This is a genomic window from Mycolicibacterium chubuense, from assembly GCF_001044255.1.
GTDB classification, from domain to species: domain Bacteria; phylum Actinomycetota; class Actinomycetes; order Mycobacteriales; family Mycobacteriaceae; genus Mycobacterium; species Mycobacterium chubuense.
Window position 1 is genome coordinate 1 of sequence record NZ_JYNX01000056.1, and the last position, 14,669, is coordinate 14,669.

The 14,669-nt window shown below is 69.3% G+C and carries 18 protein-coding genes; 7 read left to right on the forward strand and 11 right to left on the reverse strand.

The annotated features are described in order from the left end of the window. Positions 1 to 82 precede the first annotated feature (82 nt). Entirely contained in the window at positions 83 to 1,468 is a 1,386-nt protein-coding gene (gene eccB, locus MCHUDSM44219_RS17615) for a type VII secretion protein EccB (RefSeq protein ID WP_048419558.1), read from the reverse strand. A gap of 45 nt (positions 1,469 to 1,513) precedes the next feature. After that, positions 1,514 to 2,065, reverse strand: a complete 552-nt coding sequence (locus tag MCHUDSM44219_RS17620) for a CGNR zinc finger domain-containing protein (protein ID WP_048419559.1) — start codon at positions 2,063 to 2,065, stop codon at positions 1,514 to 1,516. 94 nt (positions 2,066 to 2,159) lie between these two features. Between MCHUDSM44219_RS17620 and MCHUDSM44219_RS17625 the strand changes: the two genes are divergently transcribed. From MCHUDSM44219_RS17625 to MCHUDSM44219_RS17640, 4 genes are read left to right on the forward strand one after another with little or no spacing between them, the layout of a single operon-like run. Then, the gene (locus MCHUDSM44219_RS17625) at positions 2,160 to 3,212 is read left to right on the forward strand and encodes an EamA family transporter (RefSeq protein ID WP_048419560.1); all 1,053 of its coding nucleotides are present in this window, start codon (positions 2,160 to 2,162) and stop codon (positions 3,210 to 3,212) included. Further along, a complete protein-coding gene (locus MCHUDSM44219_RS17630) occupies positions 3,209 to 3,868 on the forward strand; it encodes a cutinase family protein (RefSeq protein WP_048419561.1) in 660 nt (219 codons plus the stop codon). The genes MCHUDSM44219_RS17625 and MCHUDSM44219_RS17630 overlap by 4 nt, the downstream gene beginning before the upstream one ends. 24 nt (positions 3,869 to 3,892) lie before the next feature. Next, the gene (locus tag MCHUDSM44219_RS17635; RefSeq protein WP_413783621.1) at positions 3,893 to 4,558 is read left to right on the forward strand and encodes a cutinase family protein; all 666 of its coding nucleotides are present in this window, start codon (positions 3,893 to 3,895) and stop codon (positions 4,556 to 4,558) included. Between the two features lie 53 nt (positions 4,559 to 4,611). Continuing rightward, entirely contained in the window at positions 4,612 to 5,283 is a 672-nt protein-coding gene (locus tag MCHUDSM44219_RS17640) for a cutinase family protein (RefSeq protein WP_413783622.1), read from the forward strand. Here MCHUDSM44219_RS17640 and truA read toward each other — a convergent pair. From truA to dosR, 9 genes are all read right to left on the reverse strand, one after another. Continuing rightward, positions 5,280 to 6,158: a tRNA pseudouridine(38-40) synthase TruA gene (gene truA / locus MCHUDSM44219_RS17645; RefSeq protein WP_048419562.1), complete on the reverse strand. Its 879-nt coding sequence runs from the start codon at positions 6,156 to 6,158 to the stop codon at positions 5,280 to 5,282. The genes MCHUDSM44219_RS17640 and truA overlap by 4 nt on opposite strands. 7 nt (positions 6,159 to 6,165) lie before the next feature. Beyond that, positions 6,166 to 6,810 carry a 50S ribosomal protein L17 gene (gene rplQ / locus MCHUDSM44219_RS17650; RefSeq protein ID WP_048419563.1) on the reverse strand — a complete coding sequence of 215 codons (645 nt, stop codon included), beginning with the start codon at positions 6,808 to 6,810 and terminating at the stop codon, positions 6,166 to 6,168. A 60-nt stretch (positions 6,811 to 6,870) separates the two neighbouring features. Next, on the reverse strand, positions 6,871 to 7,923 hold the full coding sequence (locus MCHUDSM44219_RS17655; protein ID WP_048419564.1) for a DNA-directed RNA polymerase subunit alpha: 1,053 nt from the start codon (positions 7,921 to 7,923) through the stop codon (positions 6,871 to 6,873). Positions 7,924 to 7,998: 75 nt separating this feature from the next. Continuing rightward, positions 7,999 to 8,604: a 30S ribosomal protein S4 gene (gene rpsD, locus MCHUDSM44219_RS17660; protein ID WP_043405921.1), complete on the reverse strand. Its 606-nt coding sequence runs from the start codon at positions 8,602 to 8,604 to the stop codon at positions 7,999 to 8,001. Positions 8,605 to 8,621: 17 nt separating this feature from the next. Then, positions 8,622 to 9,035: a 30S ribosomal protein S11 gene (rpsK, locus tag MCHUDSM44219_RS17665; RefSeq protein WP_043405918.1), complete on the reverse strand. Its 414-nt coding sequence runs from the start codon at positions 9,033 to 9,035 to the stop codon at positions 8,622 to 8,624. A 6-nt stretch (positions 9,036 to 9,041) separates the two neighbouring features. Beyond that, the gene (gene rpsM / locus MCHUDSM44219_RS17670) at positions 9,042 to 9,416 is read right to left on the reverse strand and encodes a 30S ribosomal protein S13 (RefSeq protein ID WP_014814332.1); all 375 of its coding nucleotides are present in this window, start codon (positions 9,414 to 9,416) and stop codon (positions 9,042 to 9,044) included. Between the two features lie 185 nt (positions 9,417 to 9,601). Further along, complete coding sequence (gene rpmJ, locus MCHUDSM44219_RS17675) at positions 9,602 to 9,715, reverse strand: 50S ribosomal protein L36 (RefSeq protein ID WP_003879483.1); 114 nt, start codon at positions 9,713 to 9,715, stop codon at positions 9,602 to 9,604. Between the two features lie 33 nt (positions 9,716 to 9,748). Further along, a complete protein-coding gene (gene infA, locus MCHUDSM44219_RS17680) occupies positions 9,749 to 9,970 on the reverse strand; it encodes a translation initiation factor IF-1 (RefSeq protein ID WP_003418601.1) in 222 nt (73 codons plus the stop codon). Positions 9,971 to 10,166: 196 nt separating this feature from the next. Beyond that, positions 10,167 to 10,817: a hypoxia response regulator transcription factor DosR/DevR gene (gene dosR / locus MCHUDSM44219_RS17685; RefSeq protein WP_048419565.1), complete on the reverse strand. Its 651-nt coding sequence runs from the start codon at positions 10,815 to 10,817 to the stop codon at positions 10,167 to 10,169. A 114-nt stretch (positions 10,818 to 10,931) separates the two neighbouring features. Between dosR and MCHUDSM44219_RS17690 the strand changes: the two genes are divergently transcribed. From MCHUDSM44219_RS17690 to MCHUDSM44219_RS17700, 3 genes are read left to right on the forward strand one after another with little or no spacing between them, the layout of a single operon-like run. Then, positions 10,932 to 12,077 (forward strand): wax ester/triacylglycerol synthase domain-containing protein, encoded by a 1,146-nt coding sequence (locus MCHUDSM44219_RS17690; protein WP_053081290.1) that lies wholly within the window; start codon positions 10,932 to 10,934, stop codon positions 12,075 to 12,077. A 43-nt stretch (positions 12,078 to 12,120) separates the two neighbouring features. Then, positions 12,121 to 12,993 (forward strand): universal stress protein, encoded by an 873-nt coding sequence (locus MCHUDSM44219_RS17695; protein WP_048419566.1) that lies wholly within the window; start codon positions 12,121 to 12,123, stop codon positions 12,991 to 12,993. Between the two features lie 17 nt (positions 12,994 to 13,010). Beyond that, on the forward strand, positions 13,011 to 14,657 hold the full coding sequence (locus tag MCHUDSM44219_RS17700) for a cation:proton antiporter (RefSeq protein WP_048419567.1): 1,647 nt from the start codon (positions 13,011 to 13,013) through the stop codon (positions 14,655 to 14,657). The last annotated feature ends 12 nt before the right edge of the window (positions 14,658 to 14,669 follow it).

The window sequence follows — 14,669 nt, forward strand, 5'->3', positions numbered from 1 at the left end:
CGCCGCCGCACCGGCCCGGGGCATCCTGCTCTGCGCGGGACTGGTCGGCGGGGTGGCGGTGCTCTGCGCGGCGCTGCGCCGGTCACGGCCGCGCGGCGATGACGTCTCTGCGGGTTGACGCGGCCTGGACGCTCAGGTCGGGCCCGCGCGGCAGCACCGCGAGGACGGGCCACGGCGCCGCCCCGGCGCGCAGCGGCAGGCCGAGCCGGGCGGCGGTGTCGGTGTTCTCGAGGCCGAACAGCACGCCCGCATCGCTGAGCAGGAACAGCGGCCCCACGCTGTCCGGTCCGCTTCCGAGCGCCACGGCCTGGACGAACGCGCAGTGGCCTCGCGGCATCGCGACCGCATCGACGGCGGGGCCGGCGCCGTCGGCCTGGGCCAGCGTGACCGCGTCGTCGGGCACCGGGACCGTGTCGGTGACGAGAACGTCTGTGTGCGAACCGGTCTCGTCGAATGCCGGTTGCCACCGGGCGCACACCACCGATGCTCGGCCGACGCCTGCGCGGTCGGGGTACGTGCTGACCGGCAGGGTGTCGACGACGGGAAGCTCGCCCGCGAGATCCGGGCGCACCGAGGGAATCTCATCACCGACGCGCGCATCGGTGTAGCGGATCAGGTCCGCGGTCACCTCGCCGATCCGCTGCAGGCCACCGGCGAGCACGACGAACAGATCGGGCCCGCGCCCGGCAGCCTGCACCGAGACGACCGAGCCGACGGGACGGTCACGCAGCCGTCCCGGCCCTGCCGTGCCCCGCTGCGGGATGTGCGGCGGCACGATCGCCGGCGCCTCGGGGATCGCGGCCAGTACAGCCGGCGAGACCAGCTGTGGCTCAACGTGGTCGAGGTGCAATGCCCGCACAACCGCGGGATGCCGCAGGTCGACCCGGGCCCGGCGGCCGTCGTAGAGCAGATAGGTCAGTGCCGCACCGGCGCCCAGTGGCCTGACGAGCAGCCCGCGCTCCGGCGGCGCGGCACCGTCGGCGAGCGGACCCGCGATCACGGTGGTCGCGTTGCCGTCGTCGCAGACCGTCCACGACGACTCGGCGGGTAGCGGGACGGAGATGTACTGCGGTGCACCGGGAATCCCCATCTGAGCGCCCCGCCGCACCCGATCCACCGCCTCCTGGGACACCATCCGCGGCGGCGCGGCGTTGCCCGCCACCAGCCACGCGGAGGTCAGGTTGACCACGGGATGCAGCGTGCCGTCGACCCGGACATACAGCGCGCCGCTCTCGCGGACCATGATCACGGCCGCATCCCCGATGTCGGCGGCGGGCCGCACCAGCGCGAGCACCGCGCAGACCGCGACCGCGACGCCCGTCAACACCGCGCCCACGATGAGCGAAAGAGACTGTGCGCGAAGCGGATCGTCGAGCATCCCGGCGTCGCCGCGCACAAGGGCGTGCTCCATCCTGCGCACCAGGAACCGGTGACCGCTGACCTGCAGCCGCGTGGTCGGTTGCCGCATCACACCCCCTCGAGCGAGCGTAACGACGCCGCGCGGGGGGTCGGATCACTTGTTGTTGCGGCGTTCGCGGTAGGCGGCGACGTGCTGCCGGTTGCCGCAGTTGCCGGTGTCGCAGAACTTGCCCGATCGGTTACGGGACAGGTCGACCAGCACGGCGTCGCAGTCCGGCGCCGCGCACACCTTGAGTCGGCGCAGTTCGCCGGAGCGGATCAGGTCGGCCAGAGCCATCGCCATCTCGGCGCCCATGCGCTGCCACAGCGGATCGTGGATGGACGCCAGATGCAGATGCCACTCGGGCATCTCCGGGTGCCGTGTCAGCCAGGGCGCGGCGCGGGTATCGGCCAGCAGCGCGTTCACCTGACCGACCGCCCGGACCTCGTCGCCGGCGGTTTCCCAGATCGCGCCCAGCCGGGCGCGCAACCGGTGCACCGACCCGAGTTCGGCGGCGTCGTGATCGCGCCGTCCCGTCCACCCGAAGCTGTCCAGGTACTCGTCGAGTGCGTGCAGGTCACCGAGGTGTTCGCCGTCCACCCGATCGGAGTTGATCAGCACTCCCGCCGCCCGGAGGGTGAGCTCGGTGTCATGACTGAAAAGCATTTGACTCATGACTCCTTTCAGCGGTAGCGTCATGACCAAAGTTGATTTTACTCATGTCTTTGCTGTTGAGGCTGTCGAACCCGGAGGTGCACCCATGACTGTGCCCATCAGCGTGCCCACCGCCACGTCGCGGTTTCGTAGCGGTCTCCTCTTCGCGCTCGGCTCGGCGTTCGCTTTCGGCTGCTCGGGGCCGTTCGCCAAGGCGCTGATGACGGCGGGCTGGAGCCCGACGGCGGCGGTCACCGCCCGGCTGGCCGGCGGCGCGCTCGCGATGGCCGTGTTCGCCACCGTCGCACATCCCGGCTGGCTCCGCGAGGCGCGCCACCACCTGCGCACCGTCGTCGCCTACGGGCTGATCCCGATCGCCGGGGCCCAGCTGTTCTACTTCAACGCCGTCGCCCACCTGTCCGTCGGCGTGGCGCTGCTGCTCGAGTACACCGCGCCGATCCTGGTGGTCGGCTGGCTGTGGGCGACCACCCGGCGCCGGCCCACGACCCTCACCCTCGGCGGCGTGGCGCTGGCGGTCACCGGCATCACCGCGGTGCTCGGACTGGTGGGCCCGCACGGCTTCTCTGCAGTCGACATCAACCTGGTCGGTGTCGGGTGGGCATCGGCCGCGGCCGTGTGCGCGGCCTGCTACTTCCTGATGTCGGAGAAGGTCACGGGTCCCAGTGACGAATCCGCCGCCGAGTCCGGCGGATCCGCGCTGCACCCGATCACGTTGGCCGCGGCGGGCCTGATCGTCGGTGCGGTAACCGTTGCACTGCTCGGGGTGTCCGGTCTGATGCCGCTGACGTTCACCGCCACCGACACCGTGGTGGCCGGCTGGACCACGTCCTGGGTGCTGCCCGTCGTGGCGCTGGCCCTGCTTCCCACCGCGATCGCCTACACCCTCGGCATCGTCGGCATCGCCCGGCTCAAGCCGCGGTTCGCCTCCCTGGTCGGTCTGTCCGAGGTGCTGTTCGCGGTGCTGGCGGGGTGGGTGCTGCTGGGCGAGGCCGTCACCGCGGCCCAGGCCGTCGGCGGGCTGATCGTGCTGGCCGGCCTGGCGCTGGCCCGGCTGGGCGACCGCGGCGATCACCTCGACGAGACCAACACCGCGACATGGCCGGATGCCCCGCTAGGTGAACTAACATCGTCGGGGTGACGATCGATCTTGATATCCGCCGCGGGCCGGCGCTCGCCGCGGCCCTGTTCGCCAGCACGGCGCTCGTGTTCGCGCCCGCCGTTGCGGCACCCGTCGCTCACGCGCAGGGTTGCCCCGACATCGAGGTCGTCTTCGCCCGCGGCACCGACGAGCCGCCCGGCCTGGGTCGCGTCGGCTCCTCCTTCGTCGACGCGCTGAGCGGCCGCGTCGGCGGCCGCTCGGTCGGCACCTATGCCGTCAACTACCCGGCGACCTACGACTTCCTGCAGGTCGCCGCCGGCGCCAACGACGCCAGCGGCCACATCCAGTACATGATCGCGAACTGCCCGAACACCCGACTGGTGCTCGGCGGCTACTCGCAGGGCGCCGCGGTGATCGACGTCGTCGCGGCGGTGCCCGTGCCCGGCGCCGGGTTCACCGCCCCGCTGCCGCCGAACGCTCCCGACCACGTCACCGCCATCGCCGTGTTCGGCAACCCGTCGGCCAAGATCGGGCTCCCGTTGACCTCGAGTCCGGTCTGGGGGTCGCGCTCTATCGACCTGTGCACCCCGGGTGATCCGGTCTGCTCGGGCGGGAACGACGTCCCGGCGCACAGCAACTACGCCCGGTCCGGCCTCACCGACCAGGCGGCCGGATTCGTCGCGGGACTTCTGTAGCCCAGCTATGCGTTACGGTGTCTTGTGCGCATCGACCGACTGAACCGCCTGCTGCGTGCGGCCGTTGCCCTCGCGGTGATCACGCCGGCCGCCTCCGTCGTCCTCCCCTCGACCGCCTCGGCCCAGCCGTGCCCGGACGTCGAGGTGGTGTTCGCCCGCGGAACGAGCGAGCCGCCCGGTGTCGGCCGCGTCGGTCAGGCGCTGACCGACGCGCTGGCCAATCAGCTCGGCGGGCGCACCGTGACGACCTACGGCGTCAACTACCCCGCCAGCTACGACTTCCTCAACACCGCCGTCGGCGCCACCGACGCCGCCGGCCGGATCGCGTCGATGGCCGCGCAGTGCCCCGACACCCGGATCGTGCTCGGCGGATACTCCCAGGGCGCCGCCGTCGTCGACATGCTGGCCGGAGTTCCCCCGCTGGGCAACAAGATCGGCGACATCGGATCGGCTCCCCCGTTGGCGTCGGGATTGAACGGAAATGTCGCGGCAGTAGCGGTATTCGGCAATCCGGCGACCAAGTTCGGCAATCCGGTTTCGGCGGCGGGCTCGTTCGCCGGCAAAGCCATCGACCTGTGCGCCGACGGCGACCCGATCTGCTCGGACGGTCGAAACCCGTTCGCGCACACCCACTACGAATCGTCCGAATTCATCCCGCAGGCCGCCGGATTCGCGGCGGGCCGGGTCTGACCGACGCCGAAGAACCCTGACGCCGGTCCCGCTGAGTGTCTATCATCGGCGAGGTGACTGTCTCGCTGAAGGGTCGACGCCGCACTCTCGGGTCGCTGCTCGCCGCCGCGGCGGTGGTCGCGGGGCTCGTCGGACCCACCGCCCCGGCCGCGTCGGCGGAATCGTGCCCGCAGGCCGAACTGATCTTCGCCCGCGGCCGTCTCGAATCGCCCGGCGCCGGCCAGATCGGCAACGCGCTGGCGTCCGCGGTGCGCGACAAGACCGGGAAGAACGTCCGACTTTACGCGGTGAAGTACCCCGCCGACACCCAGGTCGACATCGGCGCCAACGACATGAGCCAACGCGTCTCCTACATGACCGGCGCCTGCCCCGACACCAAGCTGGTGTTGGGCGGTTACTCGTTGGGCGCCGCGGTGACCGACGTTGTGGTGGCAGTCCCGATCGCCGCGTTCGGTTTCAAGAACCCGATGCCCGACGGCGCTGACCGGCAGATCGCCGCGATCACGCTGTTCGGCAACGGCAGCCAATGGGTCGGGCCGATCGCGAACTTCACCAACCCGGCGCTGCGCGACAGGATCATCGAGCTGTGCCACGGCGACGATCCGATCTGCAATCCGACCGATCCCAACAACTGGCAGGACTACTGGCCCGACCACCTGGCCCCCGCCTACATCAAGGCCGGGATGGTGAACCAGGCCGCCGACTTCGTGGCCGGCCGTATCTAGCGGATCTCGTCGGCGCTGCGCAGATCCCTGGTGATGACGGTGCGCGCGGCGAGTTCGTCGTCGGGTGGGTAGTCGACGCCGACGAGTGTCAGCCCCCGGGCCGGTGCCGCAGCGAAATCGCTGGAGCGCCGTGTCTCGGTGAGCAGCGACGCACACCATGCGGCGTCCCTGCGGTGTTCGCCGACCGCGAGCAGTGCCCCCACCAGGGAGCGCACCATGTTCCAGCAGAACGCATCGGCGCTGACGTGGATCGAGATGCGCTCGGCGGCGCGCACGCAGTCGAGACGCTGCAGATCGCGAATCGTCGTCGCGCCGTCGCGATGCCGGCAGAACGCCGCGAAATCGCGCAGCCCCAGCAGTCCGCGGGCTGCCGCCGACATCGCGTCGACGTCGAGCGGCCGCGGCCAGGCCGTCACGAACCGCGCGTCCTGCGGTGTCACACCGAACGGTGCGGTGGACAACCGGTACGCGTAGTGGCGCCGCAGCGCCGAGAAGCGCGCATCGAAACCCGGTGCGGCGCGCACGATCTGAGTGATGCGGACGTCCTCGGGCAGCATCCGGCCCAGTCGTCGCACCAGCGGCCCGAATTCCTCGTCCCCGGAACGGGGGGTCCGCGGATAAGCGTGCGGCAGCGCTGCGGCGGGAACGTCGACGTGCGCCACCTGCCCGGTGGCGTGCACCCCGGAGTCGGTGCGGCCGGCCGCGCGGGTCACCACCGCGGTGCGGAACACCGTGCCCAGCGCGTCGTCCAGCACCCCGGCCACCGTCCGCTGACCGGCTTGGGTGGCCCATCCCGCGAAATCGGTTCCGTCGTAGGCGATGTCGAGGCGCAGACGAACGAGCCCGCCACCGGAATCGATGACGGGCTCGTTCATGGAACTGCTACTTGGCGTCGTCGGCCTTGTCGTCGGCCTTGTCGTCGCCGGACTCCTCGGCCTCGACCTCGGCCTCGGCCTCCGCGGTCTGGGCTTCTTCGATCGCGGCGTCCTCGGCGATCGGGGTCTCCTCGATGGCCTCGACCTCTTCGGCACTCGGCCCCTCGGTGGCCTCGGGCTCGACCGCAGCCTGCGGCGCGGCAGCGGCCGCGACCTTCTGGGCACCGGCCGCGCCCGACTCGATGTCGCCGCCGGAGCGGCTCCGGCGGGCCCTGTTGGCCTCCGACGTCACGGTCTTCTCCCGCACCAGTTCGATGACCGCCATGGGGGCGTTGTCGCCCTTGCGGTTCTCGACCTTGATGATGCGGGTGTAGCCGCCGGCGCGATCCGCGTAGAACGGGCCGATCTCGGCGAACAGGGTGTGCACGACGTCCTTGTCGCGGATCTTCTTCATCACCTCACGCCGGTTGTGCAGCGTGCCCTTCTTGGCATGGGTGATGAGCTTTTCCGCATAGGGCCGCAATGCCCGCGCCTTGGGCTCGGTGGTCTTGATACGGCCGTGCTCGAAGAGCGACGTGGCCAGGTTGGCCAGTAGCGCCTTCTGGTGTGAGGACGACCCGCCGAGGCGAGGGCCCTTGGTGGGCTTGGGCATTGCGACTATCTCCTATGTGGGGCCGACCCCCGTATCAGGTAGGGCCGGGACGGATGTTCTTTAGAGCTGTTCGGTTTCGGCGAAGTCCTGGCTGTCGTCCAGGTCGTAGCCGGCGTCGCTGTTCCAGGTGCCGGTGGCGACGTCGTAACCGGCGACCTCGGACGGATCGAAGCTGGCCGGGCTGTCCTTGAGCGAGAGACCCAGCTGGTGCAGCTTGATCTTCACCTCGTCGATGGACTTCTGGCCGAAGTTGCGGATGTCCAGCAGATCGGACTCCGTGCGGGCCACGAGCTCGCCCACGGTGTGCACACCCTCGCGCTTGAGGCAGTTGTACGAGCGCACCGTCAGGTCCAGGTCGTCGATCGGCAGCGCGAAGCTGGCGATGTGGTCGGCCTCGGCCGGCGACGGCCCGATCTCGATGCCCTCGGCCTCGACGTTGAGTTCCCGTGCCAGACCGAACAACTCGACCAGCGTCTTACCCGCCGAGGCGAGTGCATCACGCGCGCTGATGGAGCTCTTGGTCTCGACGTCGAGGATCAGCTTGTCGAAGTCGGTGCGCTGCTCGACGCGGGTGGCCTCGACCTTGTAGGTCACCTTGAGCACCGGCGAGTAGATGGAATCGACCGGGATACGGCCGATCTCCGCGCCGGACGCCTTGTTCTGCACGGCGGGCACGTAGCCGCGGCCGCGCTCGACGACGAGCTCGACCTCGAGCTTGCCCTTCTCGTTCAGCGTCGCGATGTGCATGTCGGGGTTGTGCACGGTGACGCCGGCCGGCGGCACGATGTCGCCCGCGGTGACCTCACCCGGGCCCTGCTTGCGCAGGTACATGGTGACGGGCTCGTCCTCCTCGGAGGACACGACGAGGCCCTTGAGGTTCAGGATGATGTCGGTGACGTCTTCCTTGACCCCCGGCACGGTGGTGAACTCGTGCAGCACACCGTCGATGCGGATGCTGGTGACGGCCGCGCCCGGGATGGACGACAGCAGCGTGCGGCGCAGCGAGTTTCCGAGGGTGTAACCGAAGCCCGGCTCCAGCGGTTCGATGACGAACTGGGAGCGGTTCTCGGCGATGACCTCTTCGCTCAGGGTGGGGCGCTGAGAAATCAGCATGGTGTTCTTCTCCTTCTCGGCAACCGCTATTTGATGCCGTTAGGTGATCTGCAGGACCGGATGGCCTGCAGACGTTTACTTCGAGTAGAGCTCGACGATGAGCTGCTCGGTGAGCGGCACGTCGATCTGCGCACGCTCGGGCAGCTGGTGCACGAGGATGCGCTGACGCTCGCCGACGACCTGCAGCCAGCCCGGGATGGGGCGGTCGCCCGCATTGGCCCGAGACAGCTCGAAGGGCAGCGTGTTGATCGACTTGTCCTTGATGTCGATGATGTCGTACTGCGCGACGCGGTAGCTGGGGATGTCGACCTTCACACCGTTGACGGTGAAGTGGCCGTGGCTGACCAGCTGGCGCGCCATCCGGCGGGTACGGGCCAGGCCGGCGCGGTAGACGACGTTGTCGAGCCGGCTCTCCAGGATGCGCAGCAGGTTGTCACCGGTCTTGCCGGGGAGGCGGTTGGCCTCCTCGTAGTACCGACGGAACTGCTTCTCCATGACGCCGTAGGTGAAGCGGGCCTTCTGCTTCTCCTGCAGCTGCTGGCGGTACTCGCTCTCCTTGATCCGCGCACGGCCGTGCTGGCCGGGCGGGTAGGGGCGCTTCTCGAACGACTGATCTCCACCGACGAGGTCGACGCCGAGGCGGCGCGACTTGCGGGTGACGGGTCCGGTGTAACGAGCCATGAGTGTTTCTTCCTCCCCTAGACCCGGCGCCGCTTGGGCGGACGGCAGCCGTTGTGCGGCTGCGGGGTGACGTCGGAAATGGCGCCCACCTCAAGGCCGGCGGCCTGCAGTGAGCGGATGGCGGTCTCGCGGCCCGAACCCGGGCCCTTGACGAACACGTCGACCTTTTTCACGCCGTGCTCCTGCGCCTTGCGGGCAGCGTTCTCGGCGGCGAGCTGGGCGGCGAACGGCGTCGACTTACGCGAGCCCTTGAAGCCCACGTGACCCGACGAGGCCCACGCGATGACGTTGCCCTGGGGATCGGTGATCGACACGATCGTGTTGTTGAACGTGCTCTTGATGTGCGCGGCGCCGTGCGGGACGTTCTTCTTCTCCCGGCGGCGGGTCTTGGCGGCACCCTTCTTGGGTGCGCCCTTCTTGGCTTGTGCCATCTCGGGTTACCTGGCCTTCTTCTTGCCGGCGATGGTGCGCTTGGGGCCCTTGCGGGTGCGCGCATTGGTCTTGGTCCGCTGGCCGCGCACCGGCAGGCCGCGACGGTGGCGCAGGCCCTGGTAGCAGCCGATCTCGATCTTGCGGCGGATGTCGGCCTGCACCTCGCGGCGCAGATCGCCCTCCACCTTGAGGTTGCCCTCGATGTAGTCGCGCAGCTGGGTCACCTGATCGTCGGTCAGGTCCTTGGTGCGCTGGTCCCGGCTGATGCCGGTGGCTTCCAGGATCTCCTGGGAGCGGGTACGGCCGATGCCGTAGATGTAGGTCAGCGCGATCTCCATGCGCTTGTCGCGCGGGAGATCGACGCCCATGAGACGTGCCACAGGGTGTTTCCTTCTCTATGCGGAGGTCTGGTCCCAGTCCGTTCCCGGGCTCGTACCGGGGTCCGGCCTCCGTGCCGGACGTGGATGTTTGCTCTTCGCGCGAGCGCTCATCGCTGTCGAGCGGCCTATCCGCTCAGTGGTACTGGGAGTTCGTCATTCAGTTGTGTGTGCGGGCTGAGCTCTTGTCAGCCTTGCCGCTGCTTGTGGCGGGGATCGGAGCAGATCACCATGACCCGCCCATGCCGGCGGATCACCCTGCACTTGTCGCAGATCGGCTTGACGCTCGGGTTCACCTTCACGGCTGTCGTCGATCCTTCTTCTCGTCGGTGTGGTTACTTGTAGCGGTACACGATGCGGCCGCGGGACAGGTCGTAGGGAGAGAGCTCCACCACGACGCGGTCCTCCGGGAGGATGCGGATGTAGTGCTGCCGCATCTTGCCGCTGATGTGGGCGAGGACTTTGTGTCCGTTCTCCAGCTCAATGCGGAACATCGCATTGGGCAGGGGTTCGACAACGCGACCCTCGACCTCGATGGCACCGTCTTTCTTGGCCATACTCTTTAGCGATCCTTGCTTTTCGTTTCGTGTCGGCGTGTTGGCCTGGTCGGCACAGCTTCCGGTCCGACTAGCAACGTGAGCCGGATCTCGGGAATTCCCGACAGGGCACGCAAGAAGTCGGCGCGCAAACCGCACCGTCGATCCATACTACCTGCTCGGCAGGCAGCCCCAAAATCGCTGAATGTGCAGCGTGCTACTCGTCTGTGGCCCGGTGCGGCCGGTCCAGCTTGGAGACGAACGCCGCGGCCTGGGTGCGCCGCTCCATGCCCAGTTTCGCCAGCAGCCGCGACACGTAGTTCTTCACGGTCTTCTCGGCGAGGAACATCCGCGCCGCGATCTGCTTGTTGGTCAGGCCCTCGCCCAGCAGATCCAGCAGCACCCGTTCCTGCTCACTGAGCCCCGACAGCGGATCGGTGCGCTCGGCGGCGTTGCGAAGCTTCGCCATCAGCGCGGCGGCGGCGCGGTTGTCCAGCAGCGACCGTCCCGCGCCGACCTCCTTGACCGCCTTGGCCAGCTCCATGCCCTTGATGTCCTTGATGACGTAGCCGCTGGCGCCGGCCAGGATCGCGTCGAGCATGGCCTCGTCGGAGGTGAACGACGTCAGCATCAGGCACCGCAGCTCCGGCAATCGGGACAGCAGGTCACGGCACAGTTCGACGCCGTTGCCGTCGGGCAGGCGCACGTCGAGCACGGCGACATCGGGTTGCAGGGCCGGAATGCGGGCGAGGGCCTCGGACACCGAACCCGCCTCGCCGATCACGTCGAGTTCCGGGTCGGCGCTGAGCAGGTCGATCAGACCGCGCCGCACCACTTCGTGATCGTCGACGAGGAACACGGTGACCATCAGTCCAGTATGGCCGCAATACGGCTGCGCGGGGGCAAGGGCGCGAGCAAAGGTCCCGATCGCAAGGGACCTCTGCCTCTGCCGCACCGGCCCGCCGGCACTGATAGTGGGGGCGTGGACGCGCAGGACGCCGACCGGCACACCGATCTCGCCGCCGGCGCCGTGCTGGTTCTCGAAGGCCCGATCCCGGACGCCGACGCGCTGAGCGAGGGACTGGGTGAGCGTCTCCTGGTGGTTCCGTATCTCCTAGGAATCGCAGCCGACCTATCCGGCGGCCTGCGGCGCGCCGCGCTGCCGCATCCGGGCGGCGACGAGGACCTGTTCGAGTTCGTCGCGCAGGCGATCAGGATGCCGCCGGACGACAGGCGACCGCTGTGGCAGTACTGGGTGATCGAGGGCCTCGCCCGCGGCCGCTGGGCGGTCCTGCTGACAGTGGACCCGAACATCGCCGACAGCTCCGCGGCCGTGCGCATGCTCACCGCTGCGACCGACTTCGGCGCCGCCGCCGCCCTGCCGTACTCCGGCGAGCACCGCGCAGCACCGGGCTGGGCCCGCGCGGCACGGATGCTCGAGGCCGCGGCGCGCACTGCGGGGAACCGGCTGGGCCGGCCCGTGACCGGCACTCGTCGGTTCAGCGCTGTGGAGGTTCCGCTGTCCGGGGTCGCACCGATCTGCCGGACCTTCGGCGTCGCTCTCGACGACGTCGCGCTGGCGGCGATCACCGACAGCTTCCGCGCCGCGCTGCTGCGCCGCGGCGAGGAACCTCGTCATGACTCGCTGCGTGTCTCCGGAATGCTGCCAGCCCTGCCGGTGGACGAAGCGGATCGGGTCGCGCAACTGCTCACAGTGCAGCGGCGACTCCTCCGGGCCAGGGTCGGCCGGCAGCGGATCGGTGGCGGTGCGCTACGCGGCGCCGTCGATCTGCTCACCGGCCTGCCGCGGCGCGGCCTGGTGGCGGTGACCATGGACACCGCTACGGACACAGCCGTTGCCGCGCGGGCGCAGACGCTGATGGGTCGCGCGGTGGTGCGGGTGCTCCCCGTTCCGGCACTGACATTGCGCCTTCGCACCGCGGTGGCCATCCTGAATGACGGCGACGACCTCGTCTTCGGGATCAGCAGCGACGACGACGCCGCCGATGTCGACGAGATCGCCTTCGGCATCAAGAAGGCCCTGGCCTGTCTGGCCGCGGCGGCGCGCCGCCCCCGGTCGGGTCGCCCCGCGCTGGCGATGATCCATCCCAGCGTGGCGAACGGATGATCCGGCTGTCTGTGCCGGCTGCGACGAAAGAGGGCGCCGAGAGATGAGCACCGCTGTCAATGTCCCGGAAGTGGTTGTCGGCGTCGACGATTCACCATCGTCGCAGGCGGCGCTCGAGTGGGGGGCCGACGAGGCGGTGCGCCACGGCGCACCGCTGGCCGTCCTGTATGCGGCGACACCGCCGATCGGCATGTGGCCGATCGCGCCGCTACCCACCGGATTGCTGGAGTGGCAGCGCCAGATCGGCAAGGACATCCTCGACGACGCCGAGCGGATCGCCGGGGACCGCACCCAAGGAGCTGTCCCGGTGAGGGCGGAGTTCGCCGTCGTCCCGCCGACGGCGGCGCTGGTCGAGGCGTCCCGCACGGCCCGGATCGTCGTCGTCGGGTCGCGCGGACGCGGCGCACTGGCCCGCACCGTGCTGGGCAGCGTCAGCACCGGACTGATACACCGCGCGCACGGACCGGTGGCGGTCGTCCACGACGAACCGCCCCCGGCCACCGATGCGCCCGTCGTCGTCGGGTTCGACGGTTCGGCCGCCTCGCGGACCGCGGTGGAGATCGCCTTCATCGAAGCCGCCCGGCGGGGTGTCACCCTCGTCGCCGTGCACGCCTGGTGGTCCCCGGGGGCGTTCGACCTGCCCGGCTTCGACTGGGAGGAACTGCGGCCAGGGGTCGAGCGGGAACTGGCCGAGCAGCTGGCCGGCTGGCGGCAGCGGTTCCCCCAGGTGACCGTCGAACCGGTCGCCGTCCCCGATCAGCCCGCTCACCGACTGGTCGAACGCGCCGAGGGGGCGCAGTTGCTGGTGGTCGGCAGCCACGGCGAGGGCGCCGTCGCGGGCGCGCTGCTCGGCTCGGTGAGCAGCGCCGTCGTCCAGGCCGCCCGGATACCGGTGATCGTCGCCCGCTCGGGCTGACGCGACGACTGCTCGGTATGGATCTGCACGCCTTTCCCACTCTCGCCGTCATCCTGGTCATCGCGACGGTCGCGGGCCTGATCGCGATCAAGCTTCGTCAACCCCTGATCGTGGCCTTCATCTTGGTCGGCGTGGCCGTGGGGCCAGTCGGTCTGTCCTGGGTGTCCACCGCCGACACCCTGGAACTGCTCGCCGAACTCGGGTTGTCGATCCTGTTGTTCCTCGTGGGTTTGCGCCTCGATCTGCACATGATCCGCAGCACCGGCCCGGTGGCGGTGGCGACCGGGCTGGGGCAAGTGGTCGTCACCGCGACCCTGGGATACCTGACCGCGCTCGCGCTCGGCATGGGGACGGTGACCGCGCTGTATGTGGCCGTCGCGCTGACCTTTTCGTCGACGATCATCATCGTCAAGTTGCTCTCCGACAAGCGCGAGCTCGACCAGTTGCACGGACGGATCGTGCTGGGTCTGCTGATCGTGCAGGACATGGTCGTGGTGCTGGTGATGATCGCGCTGACAGCCTTCGGGCGGGACCGGGCAGGCGGTGTGGGATCCGGCATCGCAGCGGTGATCGGCAGGGGCGCTGTGCTGCTGATCGTCCTGTGGCTCCTGATGCGGTTCGTACTCCCCTGGTTGATGCCGCAGATCGCCCGGTCGCAGGAGCTTCTGGTGCTTTTCGGGGTGTCTTATGCGGTGTCGGTGGCCGCCGGTAGTGAATGGCTCGGCTTCAACGCGGAAGTCGGGGCGTTTCTGGCCGGGGTCTCGTTGGCCAGCACTCCGTTTCGCGATGCTTTGGGCGCGCGGTTGGTCAGCCTGCGCGACTTCCTGCTGTTGTTCTTCTTCATCACCCTGGGAGCGGGTCTCGAATTCACCGACGCTGCTGAGCAACTCGTGGAAGCGGCGGTCCTGTCGGCCTTCGTCCTGCTCGTCAAGCCGTTGATCATCGTCGCGATCATGGCGGCGATGCGCTATCCGGTGCGGGTGGGCTTCCTCGTGGCCGTGCCCGCCGCACAGATCTCGGAGTTCTCCCTGATCCTCGCGGCGCTGGGGTCGAGTCTGGGGCACATCACCAACGCCACCGTCAGCCTGATCACCGTGGTCGGTCTGATCACCATCACCGCGTCGACGTACATGACCACCTACGACCACCAGATCTTCGAGCGCGTGCAGCGCTGGCTGTCCGTTCTCGAACGCCGGCACAGCGGGCGGGCACAGCAGGCTGAGCCCGGCGACGACGTCGACGTGATCCTCTTCGGGCTGGGGCGTTTCGGCAGCCATCTCGCGGAGCTGTTGGGCAATGCCGGTCACCGCGTCCTCGGCATCGATTTCGATCCGCACGGCATCGCTTCCCACCATGACCGCGGCGTCACAGCGACCTTCGGCAGCGCGGAGGACATCGGTCTCCTCGAGGCGCTGCCGTTGGACCGGGCGAAGTACGTCGTCAGCGCCATTCCGACGCTGCGCACCAATCTCGCGCTGCTGCAAGGCCTCCGCCACCACGGGTTCGCCGGGACCGTCGCGTTGACCGCGCACACCCGCCATGACGCGGAACAGCTGCGCGCCGCGGGCGTGGACATCGTGCTCGAGCCGTTCTCCTCGGCGGCCCGCACGACCTCGGACACCCTGCATCAGCTGCTCGCCGACGACGAGGGCGGACCGCGCTAGGTAGTGTCCAAT

What these genes read in the sequence shown, in the direction of transcription:
- eccB (WP_048419558.1), bottom strand. Translation starts at nt 1,468, where the DNA reads ATGCGGCAACCGACCACGCGGCTGCAGGTCAGCGGTCACCGGTTCCTG.
- MCHUDSM44219_RS17620 (WP_048419559.1), bottom strand. Translation starts at nt 2,065, where the DNA reads ATGCTTTTCAGTCATGACACCGAGCTCACCCTCCGGGCGGCGGGAGTG.
- MCHUDSM44219_RS17625 (WP_048419560.1), top strand. Translation starts at nt 2,160, where the DNA reads ATGACTGTGCCCATCAGCGTGCCCACCGCCACGTCGCGGTTTCGTAGC.
- truA (WP_048419562.1), bottom strand. Translation starts at nt 6,158, where the DNA reads ATGAACGAGCCCGTCATCGATTCCGGTGGCGGGCTCGTTCGTCTGCGC.
- rplQ (WP_048419563.1), bottom strand. Translation starts at nt 6,810, where the DNA reads ATGCCCAAGCCCACCAAGGGCCCTCGCCTCGGCGGGTCGTCCTCACAC.
- MCHUDSM44219_RS17655 (WP_048419564.1), bottom strand. Translation starts at nt 7,923, where the DNA reads ATGCTGATTTCTCAGCGCCCCACCCTGAGCGAAGAGGTCATCGCCGAG.
- rpsD (WP_043405921.1), bottom strand. Translation starts at nt 8,604, where the DNA reads ATGGCTCGTTACACCGGACCCGTCACCCGCAAGTCGCGCCGCCTCGGC.
- rpsK (WP_043405918.1), bottom strand. Translation starts at nt 9,035, where the DNA reads ATGGCACAAGCCAAGAAGGGCGCACCCAAGAAGGGTGCCGCCAAGACC.
- infA (WP_003418601.1), bottom strand. Translation starts at nt 9,970, where the DNA reads ATGGCCAAGAAAGACGGTGCCATCGAGGTCGAGGGTCGCGTTGTCGAA.
- dosR (WP_048419565.1), bottom strand. Translation starts at nt 10,817, where the DNA reads ATGGTCACCGTGTTCCTCGTCGACGATCACGAAGTGGTGCGGCGCGGT.
- MCHUDSM44219_RS17695 (WP_048419566.1), top strand. Translation starts at nt 12,121, where the DNA reads ATGAGCACCGCTGTCAATGTCCCGGAAGTGGTTGTCGGCGTCGACGAT.
- MCHUDSM44219_RS17700 (WP_048419567.1), top strand. Translation starts at nt 13,011, where the DNA reads ATGGATCTGCACGCCTTTCCCACTCTCGCCGTCATCCTGGTCATCGCG.